A 17,719-nucleotide genomic window follows, 5' to 3' on the forward strand; every position below is an offset into this window, starting at 1 on the left:
TCAGTTGGGCTCAGCCGGCGTAGAAGTCAGCCAGTTCCTTGATCAGCTTGTCCGGGGCCTTGATGACGCCGTCGTGGCCGTAGCCGGGGAGGATGGTGTAGCTGGAGCCGGAGAGCACGTCGTGGATCTGGCCGCAGGCAATACCGAAGTACGCCGGGCTCTTCTCGCCCACCACAATCAGTGTCTCCAGCGGCAGCGCCAGGAACGGCTCGGCAGGCATGTCCGCGGCGATGATCGCCTTGATCTCCCGGACGCCGGTGCGCATCATCTCCCGCTGCTGCTTGCCCTCCGAGGTGCCGGCGGTCAGCTTGTTGGCCAGGGTCAGCATGGAGAGCGGCATGCGGGACGAAAACGCGCCGCCGGCCTCAAGACCGCGCTGCAGCACGGCCAGGGCGCGGTCGTCGTCGCCGGCAGCGGCGGCACGCTCGTACTCCGCCGTCCAGTCCGCCTTGACGCTGTGGTTCACGGAGACGGCGGGATCGTACACGGCCAGCCGTTCAACGGGCAGCGTCCGGGCCGCATGCAGCGCAACGGCACCGCCGAAGCTGTGGCCGAACACGTCCGTGCTGGATGTATGTTTCATGACCGTCTGCAGATCGCGGATGTCCACGTCCAGCGTGTAATCCTCGGGCTGGGGCGACGACGAACCGCGGCCGCGCCTGTTGAACGTGTGCACCGGCCGGCCCAGCGCCGCGCTGAGCTTCTGCGCGAACCTGGTGTAATCCGCAGCGGTGACCATGGAAGGCGGGACAATAACAACGCCCGAACCGGCGGAAGCGAGTTCGGCACCCGTGGAGAAGAGCTCCAGCGTGCCGCCGTCGGGGGTCCTGATGTTCTCACGCGTCATGTTCCGAGCCTAGCTGAGCAACCTGATTGCAGGCACCACGCTGCGCCGGGAAACAGCGGCCGCAGCCGGCGGCGGTCAGCCGAGGCGTGCGATGAGCGCCGCGCCCTGTTCCCGGATGGCGGGCAGTTCAGCGGCCAGTCCGCACAGGATGAGTCCTGCGTCCGCAGCCTGCAGCGCCGATTCGGGGGTTGCCATGCCGTCCGCGCGCAGGTTGATCAGCGATTCCACCAGGCGGAACGCCAGGTCTCCCGGGCTGGACTGCCAGCTGGCCGCTGTGCCGGCGGGGGACAGGGCCGCGCCCAGCTCCCGGTACAGGTTGCGCAGTTCCTGCCTGTCGGCCAGAAACCTGGCGAAACGGCCGCTGCGAGCTTCCGGCAGGTGGTAGAGGATTCCAAGGTTCCAGCGGGCGCTGCACAGTTGAGTTCCGTCGTAGAGCGCGACGGCGTGTAGCCGGCTTCCTGCCTCCCCTTCGGCTGGGGGCAGGGCGGCCACCGCCCGGGCAAACTCCAGCCCTGCCAGGACGGTGCCCTCCAGCAGGTCCCCGAGGATGTCGTCCTTGGTCTTGAAGTGGTGGTACAGCGAGGACTGCCTGACCCCCACCGCATCCGCAATGGACCGGGTGGACGTGGTGGCGAACCCCTGCGTGGTGAACAGCTCGGCGGCTGCGTCCAGGATTTCGTCCCGTGCTGTGGCCCCTGGCCTGGAGGGTTCTTGGCTGCGAGGTCGTCCCGGTCCGGCTGAAGTCACCGCATCATTCTTGCATTCTCTCGCCACGGATGCGGCGCCCAGTCCCGCGCCCGGATCCGCGGTGAGGGAACGGAAATACTGCCGAAACAAGATGTCTATCCGCCTTTTACAGAGGTGAAACTCCCCGGGGACATCCCGCTGGAAAACTATCAAGTGACCGGTATTCCGCAGCTTTCGGCCGAGTGCTGCGGTACCGGCGGCCCCCGCCACGCATTCCAGCCCCCCCCGGAGAATCTGATGACCTCAACCGTTCTTCCCACCGTCCATGCGGACGATGCGGACCTGACGTCCCTGGGCTACCAGCCCACCCTCCACCGCAAACTCGGCCGCTACGCCTCCTTCGCGGCCGGCTTTTCCTTCGTGTCCATCCTGACCACCATTTTTCAGCTCTTCGCGTTCGGCTACTCGTTTGCCGGTCCGGCCTTCTTCTGGACGTGGCCGGTGGTCCTGGTGGGCCAGCTGCTGGTGGCCCTGAACTTCGCGGAGCTCGCTGCCCGCTACCCGCTGTCCGGAGCCGTGTACCAGTGGGCGCGCCGGGTGGGCGGGGAAGGCGTGGGCTGGTTCGCAGGCTGGTTCATGGCCATCGCCCAGGTTGTCACGGCCGCAGCCGCCGCCATCGCCCTCCAGGTGGTACTGCCCCAGCTCTGGGACGGCTTCCAGGTGGTGGGCGGCGATCCTGCTTTGAACACCGTCACCGGCGCTGCCAACGCAGTGATCCTCGGAGCCGTCCTCCTGGTGGCCACCACCATCATCAACTCGCTCGGCGTCAAGCTCATGGCCCACGTGAACTCGGTTGGCGTCACCTGCGAGATCGTCGGCGTCGTCGCCGTGATCCTGGCCCTCATCAGCGCCGCCCAGCGCGGACCGGACGTGGTGGCGGACACCACCGTGCTTCAGACATCCGACCTCGGCGCGGTGGGAGCCTTCCTGGTTTCGGGCCTGATGGCCGCTTACGTGATGGTGGGCTTCAACTCCGCCGGCGAACTTTCGGAAGAAACCAAGGACCCCCGCCGCACCGCCCCGCGCACCATCCTTTCCGCCCTGCTCATCTCGGGTATCGGCGGGGCGCTCATGATCATCACGGCCCTGATGGCAGCGCCGAGCCTCGACGACGGCCGGCTCGCCACCGAGGGCCTGCCCTACGTCCTCACCGCCGTCCTGGGCACCTTCTGGGGCAAGGTCCTGCTGGTGGATGTTGCCATCGCCATCTTCGTCTGCACCCTTGCCATCCAGACCGCCGGTTCCCGCCTGGTGTTCTCCATGGCACGGGACGGCAAGCTCCCCGCGTCCGCCCTGCTCTCCACGGTCCACCCCACCCGCGGCACCCCCATGTGGCCGTCGATCGTCATCGGCGCCCTGGCCGTGGGCGTCCTCGCCATCAACGTGGGCAACGCGGCACTGTTCACCACCCTCTGCAGCGTCTGCATCGTGATGGTCTACCTGGCCTACCTCCTGGTCACCGTGCCGCAGCTCATCAACCGACTTCGCGGCGACTGGGACCGGGTGGGGCAGACCCTGCCGGCCGGCCTCTTCTCCCTGGGCCGCTGGGGCCTCCCCGTCAACATCCTCGCCGTCCTCTACGGTGCCGTAATGGTGGTCAACCTCGCCTGGCCGCGGCCCGAGGTCTACGACCCCTCCGGTGAAAACGGGATCCTCCTCTACTCGGCACCGCTGATGGTCACCGTGGTCCTGCTCCTGGGCATCTGGGTGCGGCGCCGGAACCTCGCGGCCAACACCTGAGCCAGTCCCGACCCGTTCACACAGCCCTTCCCCGAACCAGCACAGGATCGACATGACACAAGTAACCGAAAACCCGGCAACCGGAACCGCCACCACCGCAGGCGCCCGCGCGCACGCCAGGAAGCAGCATGGCAGGACCGTGGAAACCATGCGGTTCGTGCCCGCCGCCACGGCCCCGGCGCACCTGACGGAAGGACTGCCCGACGGCGCGTCCCCCACCTGGGCCGAATCCCTCGCCTTTGGCCGCTACACCACCATGTCCCTGGCCCGGGGCACCCGGATCAGGCTCACCGACACCAGCGGTGACGCCTGCGTCCACACCCTCCTTTACCGCGCCGGAGCCTTCCACGAGCGGCTCAACGTGGCGGACACCGTCAAGGTCCCCTGGCAGGCATACCCGGGCACGGGCCACCCGCTGCTCTCCGACGCCGGACGCCTGATGGCCACCATCGTGGCGGACACCTCCTCCCGGCACGACGCCCTGACCGGCGCCACCACCCTGGAAGGAAACACGGCCCGGTTTGGTGCCGGAACCGCCCACAGCGCATCCCCCGCCGCCCGCGAACTGCTCACTCTTGGCGCACTCAAGAGCGGGCTGGGGCCCGCCGACGTGGCGCCGTCGTTGTCCTTCTTCAAGGGCATCAGCGTGGACCCTGCCGGCAGCATCACCTTCACCGGAAGTGCCGGTCCGGGAGCCGACGTCGAACTCCTGCTCCAGATGGACGCAGTCCTGGTGGTGGCCAACACCGCGCACCCGCTGGACCCCCGCCCGGACTTCACCGGCACGGCAGTGGACATCGCCGCCTGGCACGCACCGCAGGACCTTGCGGCCCTGGAGGCGGGCACCCTCACCGGCGCCCTGCCCCCTGAACACCTGCAGGCACTGCAGAACACCGAACACGATCTCACCGCGAGGAACGCCCGATGAACACTGCCACCTACGCCACTCCCGCCGCCGATGCCCGTGAAGCAGCCCTTGCCGCCGGAGACGTTGTCCTTGACGAATACGTCGAGGCACGCGGCCCCTGGTCCGCCGTCGTGGCAGCCGGCGACGTGCTGACCATCGTTGACCTGGAAGGCAACCAGGCCGTGGACTGCCTGCTCTATGCAGCAGGGGACACCACCGTGCGCTACTCGGCCGCCGTCACCATCGCACGGCAGCACTCGATCGTCCTCACCACGGGGTCGGTCCTGCGCGCGGAAACCGGCGCGCCGCTCATGACCGTGGTGGCAGACGAGGTGGGCGTGCACGACACCATCGGCGGCGCCTGCTCGCAGGAGTCCAATACCCTCCGCTACGGCCAGCACACCCGGGAACAGCACGCCTGCGTGGAGAACTTCCTGATCGAGGGCTCACGCTGGGGCCTCGGGAAGCGGGACCTGGTGTCCAACATCAACTGGTTCATGAACGTCCCCGTGGACCCGGACGGCGCCCTGGGCATTGTGGACGGCCTTTCCGCTCCCGGGAAGCGCGTGGCGCTCAGGGCGGAGGTGGACACCCTGGTCCTGGTGTCCAACTGCCCGCAGATCCACAACCCGTGCAACGGCTTCAACCCCACCCCTGTCCGCATGATCGTCACCCGGCCGGAGGCTGCACTGTGAGTACTTTCGACACCCTTTTAGTTGCCAACCGCGGCGAAATCGCCTGCCGCATCATCGAATCCGCCCGGAAGCTGGGACTGCGGACCGTTGCCGTCTTCTCCGAGGCGGACAGGGGAGCAAAGCACGTCCGGCTGGCCGACGAAGCCGTGCTCCTGGGACCCGCCCCGGCGAAGGAGTCCTACCTTCGCGTGGACGCCCTGCTTGATGCGGCCAGGTCCACCGGGGCCGGTGCCATCCACCCCGGCTACGGATTCCTTTCCGAGGACGCCGCGTTTGCCGAAGCCGTTGAGGCAGCCGGCCTGGTGTTCGTAGGGCCCACCGCCGAACAGCTGCGCATCTTCGGCACCAAGCACACGGCACGCGACGCCGCCAAAGCCGCCGGAGTGCCCATGATCGCCGGATCCGGGCTGCTGGCAAACGTTGACGACGCCGTTGCTGCCGGTTCCGCTATCGGCTTCCCGCTCATGCTCAAAGCCACCGGCGGCGGCGGGGGCATCGGCATGACGGTCTGCCGCGACGAAGCCGAACTCGCGGAAAGCTTCCCCCGCGTGGCCCGGCTGGCCGGGGCAAGCTTCGGCACCGCAGGCGTGTTCGCCGAGCGGTACGTCGAGAACGCCCGGCATATCGAGGTGCAGATTTTCGGCGACGGCGACGGCCGGGTGGTCAGCCTGGGGGACCGGGACTGCTCCCTCCAGCGCCGCCACCAGAAGGTCCTCGAAGAGGCGCCCGCCCCGGACCTGCCGGAGGGGCTGCGCGAAGAACTGCACCGCAGCTCCCGCGCGCTGTGCGCGTCCCTTAACTACCGTTCCGCCGGGACCGTGGAGTTCGTCTACGATTCCGCCCGCCGCGAAGCGTCCTTCCTTGAGGTCAACGCACGCCTCCAGGTGGAGCACCCCGTCACCGAGGCCGTCACCGGCGTGGACTTGGTGGAATGGATGCTCCGCCTGGCCCAGGGCGGCACTGAAGCGGAAGCGGTCCTGGCGGACCGGCCGGACAGCCTGCCCGTGTCCGGCCATGCCGTTGAGGCGCGCGTCTATGCCGAGGACCCGGCCCGCGGTTTCCAGCCCAGCGCCGGCACCGTGACCAACGCCGTCTACCCCGCCTCCGCCGATGTCCGCGTGGACGCCTGGGCGGAAACCGGCACCGAAGTTTCCACCAACTACGATCCCCTCCTGGGCAAGATCATCACGTCCGGCCGGGACCGGGCCGAGGCCCTCGACCGGCTGGCCGCCGCGCTCGCCGGCACCCGGATCGACGGGATCGAGACCAACCTGGGGATGCTCCGCGCGGCCACCGGCCTGGACGTGGTCCGCAGCGTGCAGCACTCCACCAGCACGCTGGACAACGTCGGCGACCCCGAACCCCGCATCACCGTGGGCCGCCCCGGCCTCCAGACCAGCGTCCAGGACTGGCCGGGCCGCACCGGCCTGTGGCAGATCGGCGTGCCGCCGAGCGGCCCCATGGACGACCTGTCCTTCAGGCTCGGAAACACCGCGCTGGGCAACCCCGAAGGCGCCCCGGGCCTGGAGTTCACCATGACCGGGCCCTCCCTGACCTTCACGCACGCCACCACGGTCTGCGTCACCGGCGCGGAAGTAACGGTCAGCGTGGACGGAAAAGAGGTGCCCGCGTGGACGCCGGTGACCGTCCCGGCAGGCGGAACGCTCGACGCCGGCACAGCCTCCGGCGCCGGGCTTCGCGGCTATATCCTGTTCCAGGGCGGCCTGGACATCCCGCAGTACCTGGGCAGCGCCTCCACCTTCACCCTGGGCCAGTTCGGCGGCCATGCCGGGCGCGTCCTGCGCGCCGGCGACGTCCTCCGCACAGCAGCGCCTGCCGCTGGCGGCGGCAGCGAAAAAATGACGGCGGCGGCAGTCCCCGTGGACAGCCGGCCCGCCCTGGCCTCGACCTGGGAGCTTGCCGTGACGGAGGGGCCGCACGGTGCCCCCGAGTTTTTCCGGCGCGAGGATATCGACGAGCTCTACGCGTCCGAGTACGAGGTCCACTTCAACTCCGCCCGCACCGGTGTGCGGCTCATCGGCCCCAAGCCGCGCTGGGCACGCACCGACGGCGGCGAGGCTGGACTGCACCCGTCCAACATCCACGACACTGCCTATTCAGTCGGCGCGCTGGACTTCACCGGTGACACGCCCATCCTGCTCGGACCGGACGGTCCCAGCCTCGGCGGGTTCGTCTGCCCGGTCACCGTGGTGACGGCCGAGCGCTGGAAGCTGGGCCAGCTTCGGCCAGGCGACAAAGTCAGGTTCGTTCCCGTCAGTGTCAGCCAGGCGCCGTCGGCCAGTGACCTTGGCCCGGGCCGCCAGCTGGTCCTGCCCGGCGACGCCGGATGGTCCGGCAATTTCCCAACGAGCCTTCCAGCAGCCGCGCCTGCACCGGGCGCCGGCCGTCCCGAACGTACGGCGCGGGGAGACGGCGACGACGGCGTGCTGGGCCGGGTGCCGGAAGGCCCAGGAAGGCCTGCGGTCACCTACCGGCGGTCCGGCGATGACAACCTGCTGGTGGAATACGGGGAGATGGTCCTGGACCTCGGCCTCCGTGCCAGGGTGCACGCCCTGCACCAGCACATTGAGCAGCTCCGCGTGCCCGGGATCGTGGACCTGACCCCGGGAATCCGTTCCCTGCAGATCAAGGTGGACCCGTCGGTCCTCGCCACGAGGAAACTGCTGGGACTCGTCCAGGAGATCGAGGCAGCCCTGCCGGCGAGCTCGGAGCTCGTGGTTCCGAGCCGCACCGTCCGCCTGCCGCTGTCCTGGGACGACCCCGCCACCCGGGAAGCGATTGAACGCTACATGGCGGGCGTCCGGGACGACGCCCCCTGGTGCCCCTGGAACATCGAGTTCATCCGGCGGATCAACGGCCTGGAATCGGTCAACGACGTGTTCGACACCGTCTTCAACGCCGAATACCTGGTCCTCGGTCTGGGAGACGTGTACCTTGGTGCCCCCGTTGCAACCCCGCTGGATCCGCGCCACCGCCTGGTCACCACCAAGTACAACCCCGCCCGCACCTGGACACCCGAGAACGCGGTGGGCATTGGCGGCGCGTACATGTGCATCTACGGCATGGAGGGCCCGGGCGGCTACCAGTTCGTTGGCCGCACCACCCAGGTGTGGTCGCGCTACGCGGACTCCGCCCCGTTCGAACCGGGTTCGCCGTGGCTCCTGCGCTTCTTCGACCGCATCTCCTGGTACCCGGTCAGCCCGGAGGAACTCCTGGACCTGCGGGCGGACATGGCCGCCGGGAGGGGCCGCGGCGTCGAGATCGAGGACGGCACCTTCTCGCTGGCCGAGCACGAGGTGTTCCTTGAGGAAAACCGCGAATCGATCACCGCCTTCCGGGACAAGCAGGGTGCGGCGTTCGCGGTGGAACGGCAGGCATGGGCCGACGCCGGCGAGTTCGACCGCGCGGAGGCTCTTGCCGCCGTCGTATCGCCGGTTGTGGACGACGTGGCGGTCCCGGACGGCGGATCCCTCGTGGCCGCACCGTTTGCGGCGAGCGTCTGGAAGGTCGACGTCAAGGCCGGGGACCGGGTGGTGCAGGGCCAGCCGCTGGTGTCCCTCGAGGCGATGAAGATGGAAACCGTGCTGGAAGCGCCGTGCGACGGCGTGGTGGTGCGGGTCCTGCCAGCCGCGGGCTCGCAGGTTGTTGCGGGCGAGGCCGTTGTGGTCCTCGGCAGCGAGGACGCGGAAACACAGAACCCGGAAACGCAGGAAGTGGAAGCCCCCGAACTGGAAGAGGCAACAGTATGACCGGCACAACCACCGGTAAGGCCGCCGCACGGGTCCGGGCCGCGCTCGCCGCAGTGGATGCGGTGGACCGGCCGGAAATCTGGATCACCCTCCGCGGGGTGGATGAGCTGCTCACCGAAGCCGCTGCCATCGACACCGCCGCTGCTGGGGGCGCGGACCTGCCCCTCGCCGGGCTCCTGCTCGCCGTCAAGAACAACGTTGACGTGGCAGGCATCCCCACCACGGCGGCCTGCCCCGGCTTTGCGTACACGCCGGAACAGGACGCCGGCGCCGTGGCCCGGCTCCGTGCTGCCGGTGCTCTGGTCCTGGGCGCCACCAACCTGGACCAGTTCGCCACCGGGCTCGTCGGCACACGGAGCCCGCACGGTGCAGTCCGCGATTCCCGCCGCCCGGACTTCATCTCCGGCGGTTCCAGCTCCGGCTCCGCGGTTGCCGTGGCGCTGGGCCTGGTGGACATCGCCATCGGGACGGACACGGCCGGCTCGGGCCGGGTGCCCGCCGGGCTGCAGGGAATCGTGGGCATCAAACCGACGCTGCACGTGGTCTCCACGGAGGGGGTAGTGCCGGCCTGCCGGTCCTGGGACGCGGTCACCATCTTTGCCCGCCACCTGTCCACGGCAGAACTCGCCATGGGGGTCATGGCTGGAGGTGCGCGGCCCTGGCCGGCGAATATCCGGCTGGCTGCGCCGGAGCGGCCACGTGTTGCGTACCCGGCAAGCCTTCCGGCGCTGCCGGCATCCTGGGCAGCGGAGTTCCACCGGAACATTAACCGGCTGCGGGAGCTGGGCGTGGAAGCCGAAGCCATCGCCTTCGATGCCTTCCTCGACGCTGCCCGGCTGCTGTACGACGGCGGGCTGGTGGCCGAGCGCTATGCCGCCGTCGGCGAATTCCTTGAAGGTGAATTCCTTGAAGGCGAATACCTTGACAAGGGCGGCGACGGCGCTGGCACCCGAGCGGGCATCGACCCCACCGTGGAGGGCATCATCCGGGCGGCGGGTACAGTGCCTGCCCACCGGTACGTGGCTGATGCGGCCAGGCTGGAAGCGCTGAAGGACAAAGCGATGGCCCAGCTGGAAGGGTTTGATGCGCTGCTGATCCCCACCGCCCCGTTCCACCCCACCCTTGCCGAGGTGGCCGCGGATCCGGTGGGCGTGAACTCGCTGATGGGGACCTACACGAACTTCTGCAACCTGTTCGACCTGTGCGCCGTGGCGGTGCCTGCCGGTGAAGTGGACGGTGCCCAGTTCGGCCTGACCGTGGTGGGCCGGACCTTCGACGACGCCGTCGCCGCCGATATTGCGCGCCTGCTGGAGTCAACCCCGGTTCCGAAGCTTTTTGCCGGGGGCGCGGCGCCGGCGGACGAACCCGCCAACCCGTCGTCGTCCGTTCCCTGGCCGCTGGCCGCAGGCGCCAAGGCCGTGCCGCTCGTTGTGGTGGGCGCGCACCGAAAGGGCCAGCCGCTGGCGCCGCAGCTGGAAGAACTGGGCGCCGCCTGGGACGGCCTGGTGCGGACCGCGGCGCGCTACCGCATGGTGTCCCTGGACACCGTGCCGCCCAAGCCGGGGGTGTACCGCTCGGACCACGGCGGCGCAGAGCTGGTGGGTGAACGGTGGCTGGTGTCCCCGGCGGGGCTCGGCGCGTTCCTGGCTGCCCTGCCCGAGCCCATGCTGCTCGGATCCATCGAACTCGCGGACGGGTCGACGGCGGTCGGGTTCGCCTGCGACGCTGTGGCTGCCGCGGGCGGGGAGGACATCACCCGCTACGGTGACTGGCTGGCAGATCGCAGCGCGGAGCGCCAGCCCAAGAGCGTCTGGCAGAACCTGGGAGACGCGGCCCTGGCCGGCTTCAGCAGGGGGGAGCGCACCTGACCCCCTCCCGACCATGGAGTTTTTGTCCAGATGTGCAGGCTTCAAGGCACCTTAACCCTGCACATCTGGACAAAAACTCGGGGCCGTGGCCGTGACTAGCCCTTGAAGTACTCCGAGATGTCCGTCACTAGCTCATCAACGGCGGCAGGGATGGAACCGTGGAAGCCTTTGGGGGAGAGCTCGTACGTGCTGCCGGGGACGGCGGCGTGCAGGCGCTCCGCCGTGGCCTTGTAGTAGCTGGGGCTCTTGCCGCCCGCCATGAAGTGGGTGTTGGCGGGAAGCACGCTGAAGTCCCTGGCATGGTCCGCCTCCTTGTAGGCAGCCCGCAGCTCGCCTACGCCGCTGGGCATAACCTCGCGGAACATCTTGTTCACCTTGGTCCGGGACAGCACGGCCATCAGCCCGGCAAGGACCGGCTCGGGGATCTTGGACATCGCCGAGCCGGCGCTGGTGGCCTTCTTCATGTGGGCCAGGGCATGCCCCACCCTGCCGTTGTTCACGGCGTCCTCGAACCCGGACAGCCAGGAGGTGTCGATGCTGCCGTCAATGTTCACGGCGGGGTCGTACACCGCCAATTTGTCCGGCACGTACGTGGTACCGGTGAACTCCTGGACGGCGTTCAACGCCACGGAACCGCCCAGGCTGTGGCCCAGGATGTTCCGGGCGCCGGTAGCATCCAGGACGGTGCGGACGTCCGCGATCTCAGTAGCCATGGAGTAGTCGGCGGGCTGCTCGGAGGAGCTGCCGCGGCCGCGGCGGTCGTACACGTCCACGGCCCAACCTTCGCCCAGGCCCTTTGCCAGCGCCTCGGAAAACGGACGGTAGATCAGGGCAGTCAGGAAGGCGCCCCCGATCACCAGCACACGGCGCTCTCCCGGCGCATCCTCGGTGCCGTAGCTGTACAAAGCCAGCCGGCCGCCGTCGTGCGTTGGAAGTACCTGTTCTTTCACCACCCCATCCTAGGCAGGACTGCGCAGCTGCCCAGGCACGCCCGGGACCGGGCGGGTTGCGCCCGAATCCTGCGTCCCCGAAGTCCCGGTAAACTTGGGGATTGTGACTTCCCAAAACACCCCCGCGCCCAAGAACGCCCCAGAGCCGCTCGACGCCAGCGAGCAGATGCGGATCCGCATGGAGAAGCGCGCCAAACTCATCGAGCGCGGCTCCGAGGCGTACCCGGTAGGTGTGGAGCGGACGCACTCCCTCGCCGAGGTCCGCGAAAAGTACGGCCACCTCGAGGCGGACGACACCACCGGCGACATCGTCGGCGTCACCGGACGCGTCGTTTTTGTCCGCAACACCGGAAAGCTGTGCTTCGCCACCCTCCAGGAAGGCGGAACCGACGGCAAGGGTACCCGGCTGCAGGCCATGCTCAGCCTCGCCAATGTGGGTGAGGAAGCGCTCGCCGACTGGAAGGCGCTGGTTGACCTCGGGGACCACGTGTTCATCAAGGGCGAGGTCATCTCCTCCCGTCGCGGCGAGCTCTCGGTCATGGCGGAATCCTGGTCCATGGCATCCAAGGCCCTCCGCCCCCTGCCGGTGCTGCACGCCGAACTGAACGAGGAAACCCGTGTCCGCCAGCGCTACGTGGACCTGATGGTCCGCGACGAAGCCCGCGAGATGGTCTACACCCGCGCAGCCATCACCCGCTCCATCCGCGAGACGCTTTTCCGCCACCGCTACGTGGAGGTGGAAACCCCCATCCTGAACCTGGTCCACGGCGGTGCCCTGGCCCGCCCGTTCGAGACCCACATGAACGCCTTTGACCAGAAGATGACCCTGCGCATCGCCACCGAGCTCTACCTCAAGCGTGCCGTGGTGGGCGGGATCGACCGCGTCTACGACATGGGCCGCGTGTTCCGCAACGAGGGCGTGGACTCCACCCACAGCCCAGAGTTCACCACCCTTGAGTGCTATGAGGCGTGGGCTGACCAGTTCGTCATGGCTGAGCGCATCAAGGAGATCATCCTCGACGCCGCTGACGCAGTGGGTGCCGGACGTATCCTCCAGACCGAGGCAGGGGAGATCAACCTCGACGGCGATTGGGCATGGCTTGCCGTCTACCCGGGCCTTTCCGACGCCGTTGGCCAGGAAGTCACGCCGGAGACGCCGCTTGAGGTGCTTCGCGGGATTGCCGAAAAGCACGAGGTCAAGGTGGACCCGAAGTGGGACGCCGAGAAGCTCGCTGTTGAGCTGTTCGGCGAGATCGTTGAGCCAACGCTGCTGAACCCCACCTTCGTTTACGACTACCCGCCCTCCGCCCAGCCGCTGGCCCGCCCGCACCGGGAGGACGGCCGGCTGATCGAGGCCTGGGACCTCATCATCGGCGGCATGGAGCGCGGCACGGCCTTCTCCGAGCTGATCGACCCCGTCATCCAGCGTGAACGGCTTACCGAGCAGTCGCGCCACGCCGCGGCCGGTGACGTCGAGGCCATGCAGCTGGACGAGGACTTCCTGCGCGCACTCGAGTACGGCGCTCCTCCCATGGGTGGAATCGGTCTGGGGATTGACCGCCTGGTCATGCTGTTCACCGGTGCCGGAATCCGCGAAACCATCCTCTTCCCGCTCCTCAAGCCGGAAGGGCACTGACCATGGAGTACGTGGCCGTCCTCCTCCCGTCCATTGTGGTGGGCCTGCTTTTCTGGTTCGCCATGAAATCGATCTTCAACGCGGACAAGGCCGAGCGGCAGGCCGAAGCCCAGGCCCAGGCAGAAGCTGAAACCCGGACTGCGGCACCCGTTGACCGGCCTGACCCTGAATCGAATAGATAAAACCCCACACTTTCCCCCTAATATCCACAGGAACCATTCGGCGCTTTGACGCGTTGCCATAAAAAGAGTCATACTTTTTAGGAAACATCCTGCTTTTCTGAAAACCGAACCCTTTCCAAAGGAAGTCTTTTAAATGGCACAGAAAGTAAACATCATCCTCGTTGATGATCTGGATGGGGGATCCGCAGACGAGAATGTAAAGTTTGGCCTTGACGGGGTCAACTACGAGATTGACCTTTCGGCGTCAAACGCCGCCGAGCTCCGCTCTTCGCTTGAGCGGTTTGTTGCAGCCGCACGGAAGTCCTCCGGCGGCGGCCGGGCCGTCCGAACCAAAGCAGCAGCCAGCGGCCGCAGCCACGATTCTGCCCAAATACGGCAGTGGGCGCGTGAAAACGGCTACACGGTTAACAGCCGCGGCCGAATTCAGGCCGAAATCCAGGAAGCCTACCAAAAGGCAAATTCCTAGTTCCGGATCACCTGCTGCCCTTTTTGCCCTGCCTCCGCCTGAGTGCGAAGGCAGGGCTTTTTCATGCGAGCGGAGCACGTACCGCCACGGCTAAGACGATTCCGTCCCGAATGGTCCAGCGGCCCTTCCAGCTCAGCAATGTCAAATCGCCGGGCTGGCTTTCACAAAGGCGAATGAAACGTTCTATGCCGATTCTTCGCCACAGCACGGGACTGCGCTTTTACAGCCTTGGCGTTACCGTCACCACTGCCCAAGAGCGGCCCAAGCGACGCTAAGTGCAACAACGCCAGCCAGAGACAACCAAGTGCGGTGCAGATTCCAGCGCGTCCACCTGATTTCATAAGTACGTCTCTCGCTGCAGCGTCTCCCAGCCTGGCGGCCACCGCGAGTTGGTTGTTCAGGGGAATGTTGACGCAGAAGGTGATTGCCATGGTGGCTGTGTAGCAGGCCAGGGCGACGGAGACGGGCGCGGCGCTGTCAAGCCCATTGCCCCACGAAAACGCCGACGCGGCAGCCAGGGAAAGGAATGCTCCGAAGAAGCTCAGCGCGAAGACGGGGGTCTGGATCGCCGAATTGATCTGGGACATCGCGCTGACGAATGTCGCATCATCCGTAGAGCGCAGGCCCGGCATCACTGAGCATGCATAGGAATAGTAGAGCCCGCCGATTCCGGCGAGGGTAACGGTCGCAGCGCTGAGAAGCAGCGTGATGGTAAGCATGGCTCCGGTCCTGTGGTGGTGGCCCGGCCGGTATCAGCGGGCCGGGAGGGAGAACCCAGACTCGACGCTACCCCCGTTACGGCAAGCAGCCGGCATGAAAGGCCCGCCTGATACGGAATCGCATGAAGGTGAGCGGGGCGGGTATGTCGGGCTGTTAGTGCTGTTGGTTGGGTTGACGTATGGAAGACAACGAGCCCATTGAGGCGACCACACAGGCAAACGACGGCACTACCCTGGTCATCGACGGCACCGGCAAGACTGGCCGGAGGGTGGCTGAGCGGCTCGCGGGCCCGAGGAATATCTGTCCGCATCGGGTCCCGCTCAGGGTTTTCCGCCTTCGACTGGGATGGCGAATCCACGTGGGACGCTGCGCTCCGCGGCGTTGACAAGGCCTACGTCACCTCCTATCCCGACCAAGCCCACAGGAATACCGGCGTCGCAAACCGAAAACCACGGGCCTCACGCCAGCTGGCGGCTAGCCTGGCCAGCCCTGGGCAATGGCTCCGGTTTCCCCTGTGGCGAACACGCTCCCCAAGTCTGGGTCAGCCACGTAGCATCAAAGTACGTCGTAGCTAGGAGTGTGGCGAAATGTTTGAGCGATTTACGGACCGTGCCCGTCGCGTAGTTGTGCTTGCCCAAGAAGAGGCACGCATGCTGAACCACAATTACATCGGTACCGAACACATCCTCTTGGGTCTGATCCATGAGGGTGAGGGTGTTGCCGCCAAAGCTCTTGAGTCCTTGAGCATTTCGCTCGACGGCGTTCGCGAGCAGGTGCAGGAGATCATCGGGCAGGGCCAGCAGGCGCCGTCCGGCCACATCCCCTTCACCCCCCGTGCCAAGAAGGTGCTGGAGCTCTCGCTGCGCGAAGCCCTCCAGCTGGGCCATAACTACATCGGCACGGAGCACATCCTGCTGGGACTCATCCGCGAGGGTGAGGGCGTTGCCGCCCAGGTGCTGGTCAAGCTCGGCGCCGACCTGAACAGGGTCCGCCAGCAGGTCATCCAGCTCCTTTCGGGCTACCAGGGCAAGGAGACCACCGGCGCAGGCGTCGGCTCCGGCCAGCCCGAGGGCGCACCTGCAGGATCCGTCGTCCTGGACCAGTTCGGCCGCAACCTCACCCAGGCTGCGCGCGAGAACAAGCTGGACCCGGTCATCGGGCGCGAGCAGGAGATGGAACGCGTCATGCAGGTCCTCTCCCGCCGTACCAAGAACAACCCGGTCCTGATCGGCGAGCCGGGCGTCGGCAAGACGGCCGTCGTCGAGGGCCTGGCCCAGGCGATTGTCCGCGGCGACGTCCCCGAGACCATCAAGGACAAGCAGCTCTACACCCTGGACCTCGGTTCGCTGGTGGCAGGCTCTCGCTACCGCGGTGACTTCGAAGAGCGCCTGAAGAAGGTCCTCAAGGAAATCCGCACCCGCGGGGACATCATCCTCTTCATCGACGAGATCCACACCCTCGTCGGTGCCGGTGCCGCCGAAGGCGCAATCGATGCTGCCTCCATCCTGAAGCCCATGCTGGCCCGCGGTGAGCTGCAGACCATCGGTGCCACCACGCTGGATGAGTACCGCAAGCACATCGAAAAGGATGCTGCCCTGGAGCGCCGCTTCCAGCCGATCCAGGTCAAGGAACCCTCCGTGGCGCACGCCATCGAGATCCTCAAGGGCCTGCGTGACCGCTACGAGGCGCACCACCGAGTCACTATCACCGACGGCGCCCTGGCCTCTGCTGCCAGCCTCGCCGAGCGCTACATCTCTGACCGCTTCCTGCCGGACAAGGCGATCGACCTGATCGACGAGGCCGGCGCCCGGCTGCGCATCCGCCGCATGACCGCTCCGCCGGAGCTCAAGGCCATGGACGAGCGCATCGCCAAGCTGAAGATGGAAAAGGAGTCCGCGATTGACGCGCAGGACTTCGAAGGTGCAGCTGCGCTCCGTGACAAGGAGCAGAAGATGATCACCGAGCGCGCTGAGAAGGAACGCCACTGGAAGTCCGGCGGCATGGACGACATCTCCGAGGTGGATGAGGACCTCATCGCCGAGGTGCTGGCCAACTCCACCGGCATCCCCGTGTTCAAGCTGACCGAGGAAGAATCCTCGCGCCTGCTGAAGATGGAAGACGAACTGCACAAGCGCGTCGTCGGCCAGAACGAGGCCATCAAGGCCCTGTCCCAGGCCATCCGCCGCACCCGTGCAGGGCTCAAGGACCCCAAGCGTCCCGGCGGCTCGTTCATCTTCGCCGGCCCCACCGGCGTCGGCAAGACCGAACTCGCCAAGGCACTCGCGGAGTTCCTGTTCGGTGAAGAGGACGCCCTCATCACGCTGGACATGTCCGAGTACTCCGAGAAGCACACCGTCTCACGGCTCTTCGGTGCCCCTCCGGGCTACGTCGGCTACGAGGAAGGCGGCCAGCTGACCGAGAAGGTCCGGCGCCGTCCGTTCTCCGTGGTGCTGTTCGACGAAGTGGAGAAGGCCCACGCGGACCTCTTCAACTCGCTGCTGCAGATCCTGGAAGACGGCCGCCTGACCGACTCCCAGGGCCGCGTGGTGGACTTCAAGAACACCGTGATCATCATGACCACCAACCTCGGCACCCGGGACATCTCCAAGAGTGTGGCCACCGGCTTCCAGTCCGGCACCGACACGCAGACCGGCTACAACCGCATGCGCGCCCGTGTCACTGAGGAACTCAAGCAGCACTTCCGCCCCGAGTTCCTGAACCGTGTGGATGACGTTGTGGTGTTCCCGCAGCTCACCCAGGACGAGATCATCGAGATCGTGGACCTCTTCGTCACCCGACTGGAGAAGCGCCTCAAGGACAAGGACATGGGCATTGAGCTCACGCCTGCGGCCAAGGTGCTCCTCGCAACCCGCGGCTACGATCCCGCCATGGGTGCCCGGCCGCTGCGCCGCACCATCCAGCGCGAGATCGAGGACCAGCTCTCCGAGAAGATCCTGTTCGGCGAGATCCACGCCGGCGACATCGTCGTAGTGGACGTGGAAGGCGAAGGCGACGACGCGAAGTTCACGTTCGCCGGCAACGCCAAGCCGCGCATCCCGGAAATCGCCCCGAGCGTCTAGTTTCCACAGCCAAAGCCCCGCCACTCCGCAAGGAGCGGCGGGGTTTTCGCTTTGCCCCCCGTCCCGTCAAAGCGTTGGCATCCGCGTCCACGGGTTACGACGCTGCGGACG

Annotated in this window: 13 protein-coding genes; 9 read left to right on the forward strand and 4 right to left on the reverse strand. The window is 67.1% G+C overall.

Annotation, left to right across the window (positions count from 1 at the left end; genetic code table 11):
• Nucleotides 1-10 precede the first annotated feature (10 nt).
• Nucleotides 11-847, reverse strand: coding sequence for an alpha/beta fold hydrolase (locus tag IEX43_RS08100; RefSeq protein ID WP_188809983.1), 837 nt, complete (start codon nt 845-847; stop codon nt 11-13).
• A gap of 75 nt (nt 848-922) precedes the next feature.
• A complete protein-coding gene (locus IEX43_RS08105; RefSeq protein ID WP_188809985.1) occupies nt 923-1,594 on the reverse strand; it encodes a TetR/AcrR family transcriptional regulator in 672 nt (223 codons plus the stop codon).
• Between the two features lie 237 nt (nt 1,595-1,831).
• Between IEX43_RS08105 and IEX43_RS08110 the strand changes: the two genes are divergently transcribed.
• Genes IEX43_RS08110 through atzF form a run of 5 tightly spaced genes read left to right on the forward strand, consistent with a single transcriptional unit; the run spans nt 1,832 to nt 10,574 of the window.
• Entirely contained in the window at nt 1,832-3,334 is a 1,503-nt protein-coding gene (locus IEX43_RS08110; protein ID WP_188809987.1) for an amino acid permease, read from the forward strand.
• Between the two features lie 52 nt (nt 3,335-3,386).
• The gene (locus IEX43_RS08115; protein ID WP_188809989.1) at nt 3,387-4,262 is read left to right on the forward strand and encodes an urea amidolyase associated protein UAAP1; all 876 of its coding nucleotides are present in this window, start codon (nt 3,387-3,389) and stop codon (nt 4,260-4,262) included.
• Nucleotides 4,259-4,936: an urea amidolyase associated protein UAAP2 gene (locus IEX43_RS08120; protein WP_188809991.1), complete on the forward strand. Its 678-nt coding sequence runs from the start codon at nt 4,259-4,261 to the stop codon at nt 4,934-4,936. The genes IEX43_RS08115 and IEX43_RS08120 overlap by 4 nt, the downstream gene beginning before the upstream one ends.
• Nucleotides 4,933-8,706, forward strand: coding sequence for an urea carboxylase (gene uca, locus IEX43_RS08125; protein WP_229666363.1), 3,774 nt, complete (start codon nt 4,933-4,935; stop codon nt 8,704-8,706). Before IEX43_RS08120 ends, uca begins: the two co-directional genes overlap by 4 nt.
• Nucleotides 8,703-10,574, forward strand: a complete 1,872-nt coding sequence (gene atzF / locus IEX43_RS08130; protein WP_188809993.1) for an allophanate hydrolase — start codon at nt 8,703-8,705, stop codon at nt 10,572-10,574. The genes uca and atzF overlap by 4 nt, the downstream gene beginning before the upstream one ends.
• A 95-nt stretch (nt 10,575-10,669) precedes the next feature.
• On the opposite strand, the gene IEX43_RS08135 is transcribed toward atzF, so the two are convergent.
• On the reverse strand, nt 10,670-11,524 hold the full coding sequence (locus IEX43_RS08135; RefSeq protein WP_188809995.1) for an alpha/beta hydrolase: 855 nt from the start codon (nt 11,522-11,524) through the stop codon (nt 10,670-10,672).
• Nucleotides 11,525-11,627: 103 nt separating this feature from the next.
• Between IEX43_RS08135 and lysS the strand changes: the two genes are divergently transcribed.
• The 3 genes from lysS (at nt 11,628) to IEX43_RS08150 (ending at nt 13,808) form a co-directional block, all read left to right on the forward strand.
• Nucleotides 11,628-13,160, forward strand: a complete 1,533-nt coding sequence (gene lysS, locus IEX43_RS08140) for a lysine--tRNA ligase (protein WP_188809997.1) — start codon at nt 11,628-11,630, stop codon at nt 13,158-13,160.
• A gap of 2 nt (nt 13,161-13,162) precedes the next feature.
• Complete coding sequence (locus IEX43_RS08145; RefSeq protein WP_066273147.1) at nt 13,163-13,342, forward strand: hypothetical protein; 180 nt, start codon at nt 13,163-13,165, stop codon at nt 13,340-13,342.
• A gap of 133 nt (nt 13,343-13,475) precedes the next feature.
• Nucleotides 13,476-13,808, forward strand: a complete 333-nt coding sequence (locus tag IEX43_RS08150) for a histone-like nucleoid-structuring protein Lsr2 (RefSeq protein WP_066273149.1) — start codon at nt 13,476-13,478, stop codon at nt 13,806-13,808.
• 161 nt (nt 13,809-13,969) lie between these two features.
• Here the strand turns inward: IEX43_RS08150 and IEX43_RS08155 are convergent, their stop codons facing one another.
• Complete coding sequence (locus IEX43_RS08155) at nt 13,970-14,527, reverse strand: DUF1772 domain-containing protein (protein ID WP_188809999.1); 558 nt, start codon at nt 14,525-14,527, stop codon at nt 13,970-13,972.
• 588 nt (nt 14,528-15,115) lie between these two features.
• Here IEX43_RS08155 and IEX43_RS08160 point away from each other — a divergent pair.
• A complete protein-coding gene (locus IEX43_RS08160; protein WP_104185679.1) occupies nt 15,116-17,608 on the forward strand; it encodes an ATP-dependent Clp protease ATP-binding subunit in 2,493 nt (830 codons plus the stop codon).
• Nucleotides 17,609-17,719: the final 111 nt, after the last annotated feature.

The organism is Pseudarthrobacter polychromogenes (assembly GCF_014644495.1).
Classification (GTDB): Bacteria; Actinomycetota; Actinomycetes; order Actinomycetales; family Micrococcaceae; genus Arthrobacter; species Arthrobacter polychromogenes.

Bases quoted from the DNA above. Each gene is read 5' to 3' on its own strand.
- atzF (WP_188809993.1), top strand. From the start codon at position 8,703: ATGACCGGCACAACCACCGGTAAGGCCGCCGCACGGGTCCGGGCCGCG.
- IEX43_RS08160 (WP_104185679.1), top strand. From the start codon at position 15,116: ATGTTTGAGCGATTTACGGACCGTGCCCGTCGCGTAGTTGTGCTTGCC.
- IEX43_RS08100 (WP_188809983.1), bottom strand. From the start codon at position 847: ATGACGCGTGAGAACATCAGGACCCCCGACGGCGGCACGCTGGAGCTC.
- IEX43_RS08150 (WP_066273149.1), top strand. From the start codon at position 13,476: ATGGCACAGAAAGTAAACATCATCCTCGTTGATGATCTGGATGGGGGA.
- IEX43_RS08115 (WP_188809989.1), top strand. From the start codon at position 3,387: ATGACACAAGTAACCGAAAACCCGGCAACCGGAACCGCCACCACCGCA.
- IEX43_RS08110 (WP_188809987.1), top strand. From the start codon at position 1,832: ATGACCTCAACCGTTCTTCCCACCGTCCATGCGGACGATGCGGACCTG.
- IEX43_RS08155 (WP_188809999.1), bottom strand. From the start codon at position 14,527: ATGCTTACCATCACGCTGCTTCTCAGCGCTGCGACCGTTACCCTCGCC.
- IEX43_RS08145 (WP_066273147.1), top strand. From the start codon at position 13,163: ATGGAGTACGTGGCCGTCCTCCTCCCGTCCATTGTGGTGGGCCTGCTT.
- IEX43_RS08120 (WP_188809991.1), top strand. From the start codon at position 4,259: ATGAACACTGCCACCTACGCCACTCCCGCCGCCGATGCCCGTGAAGCA.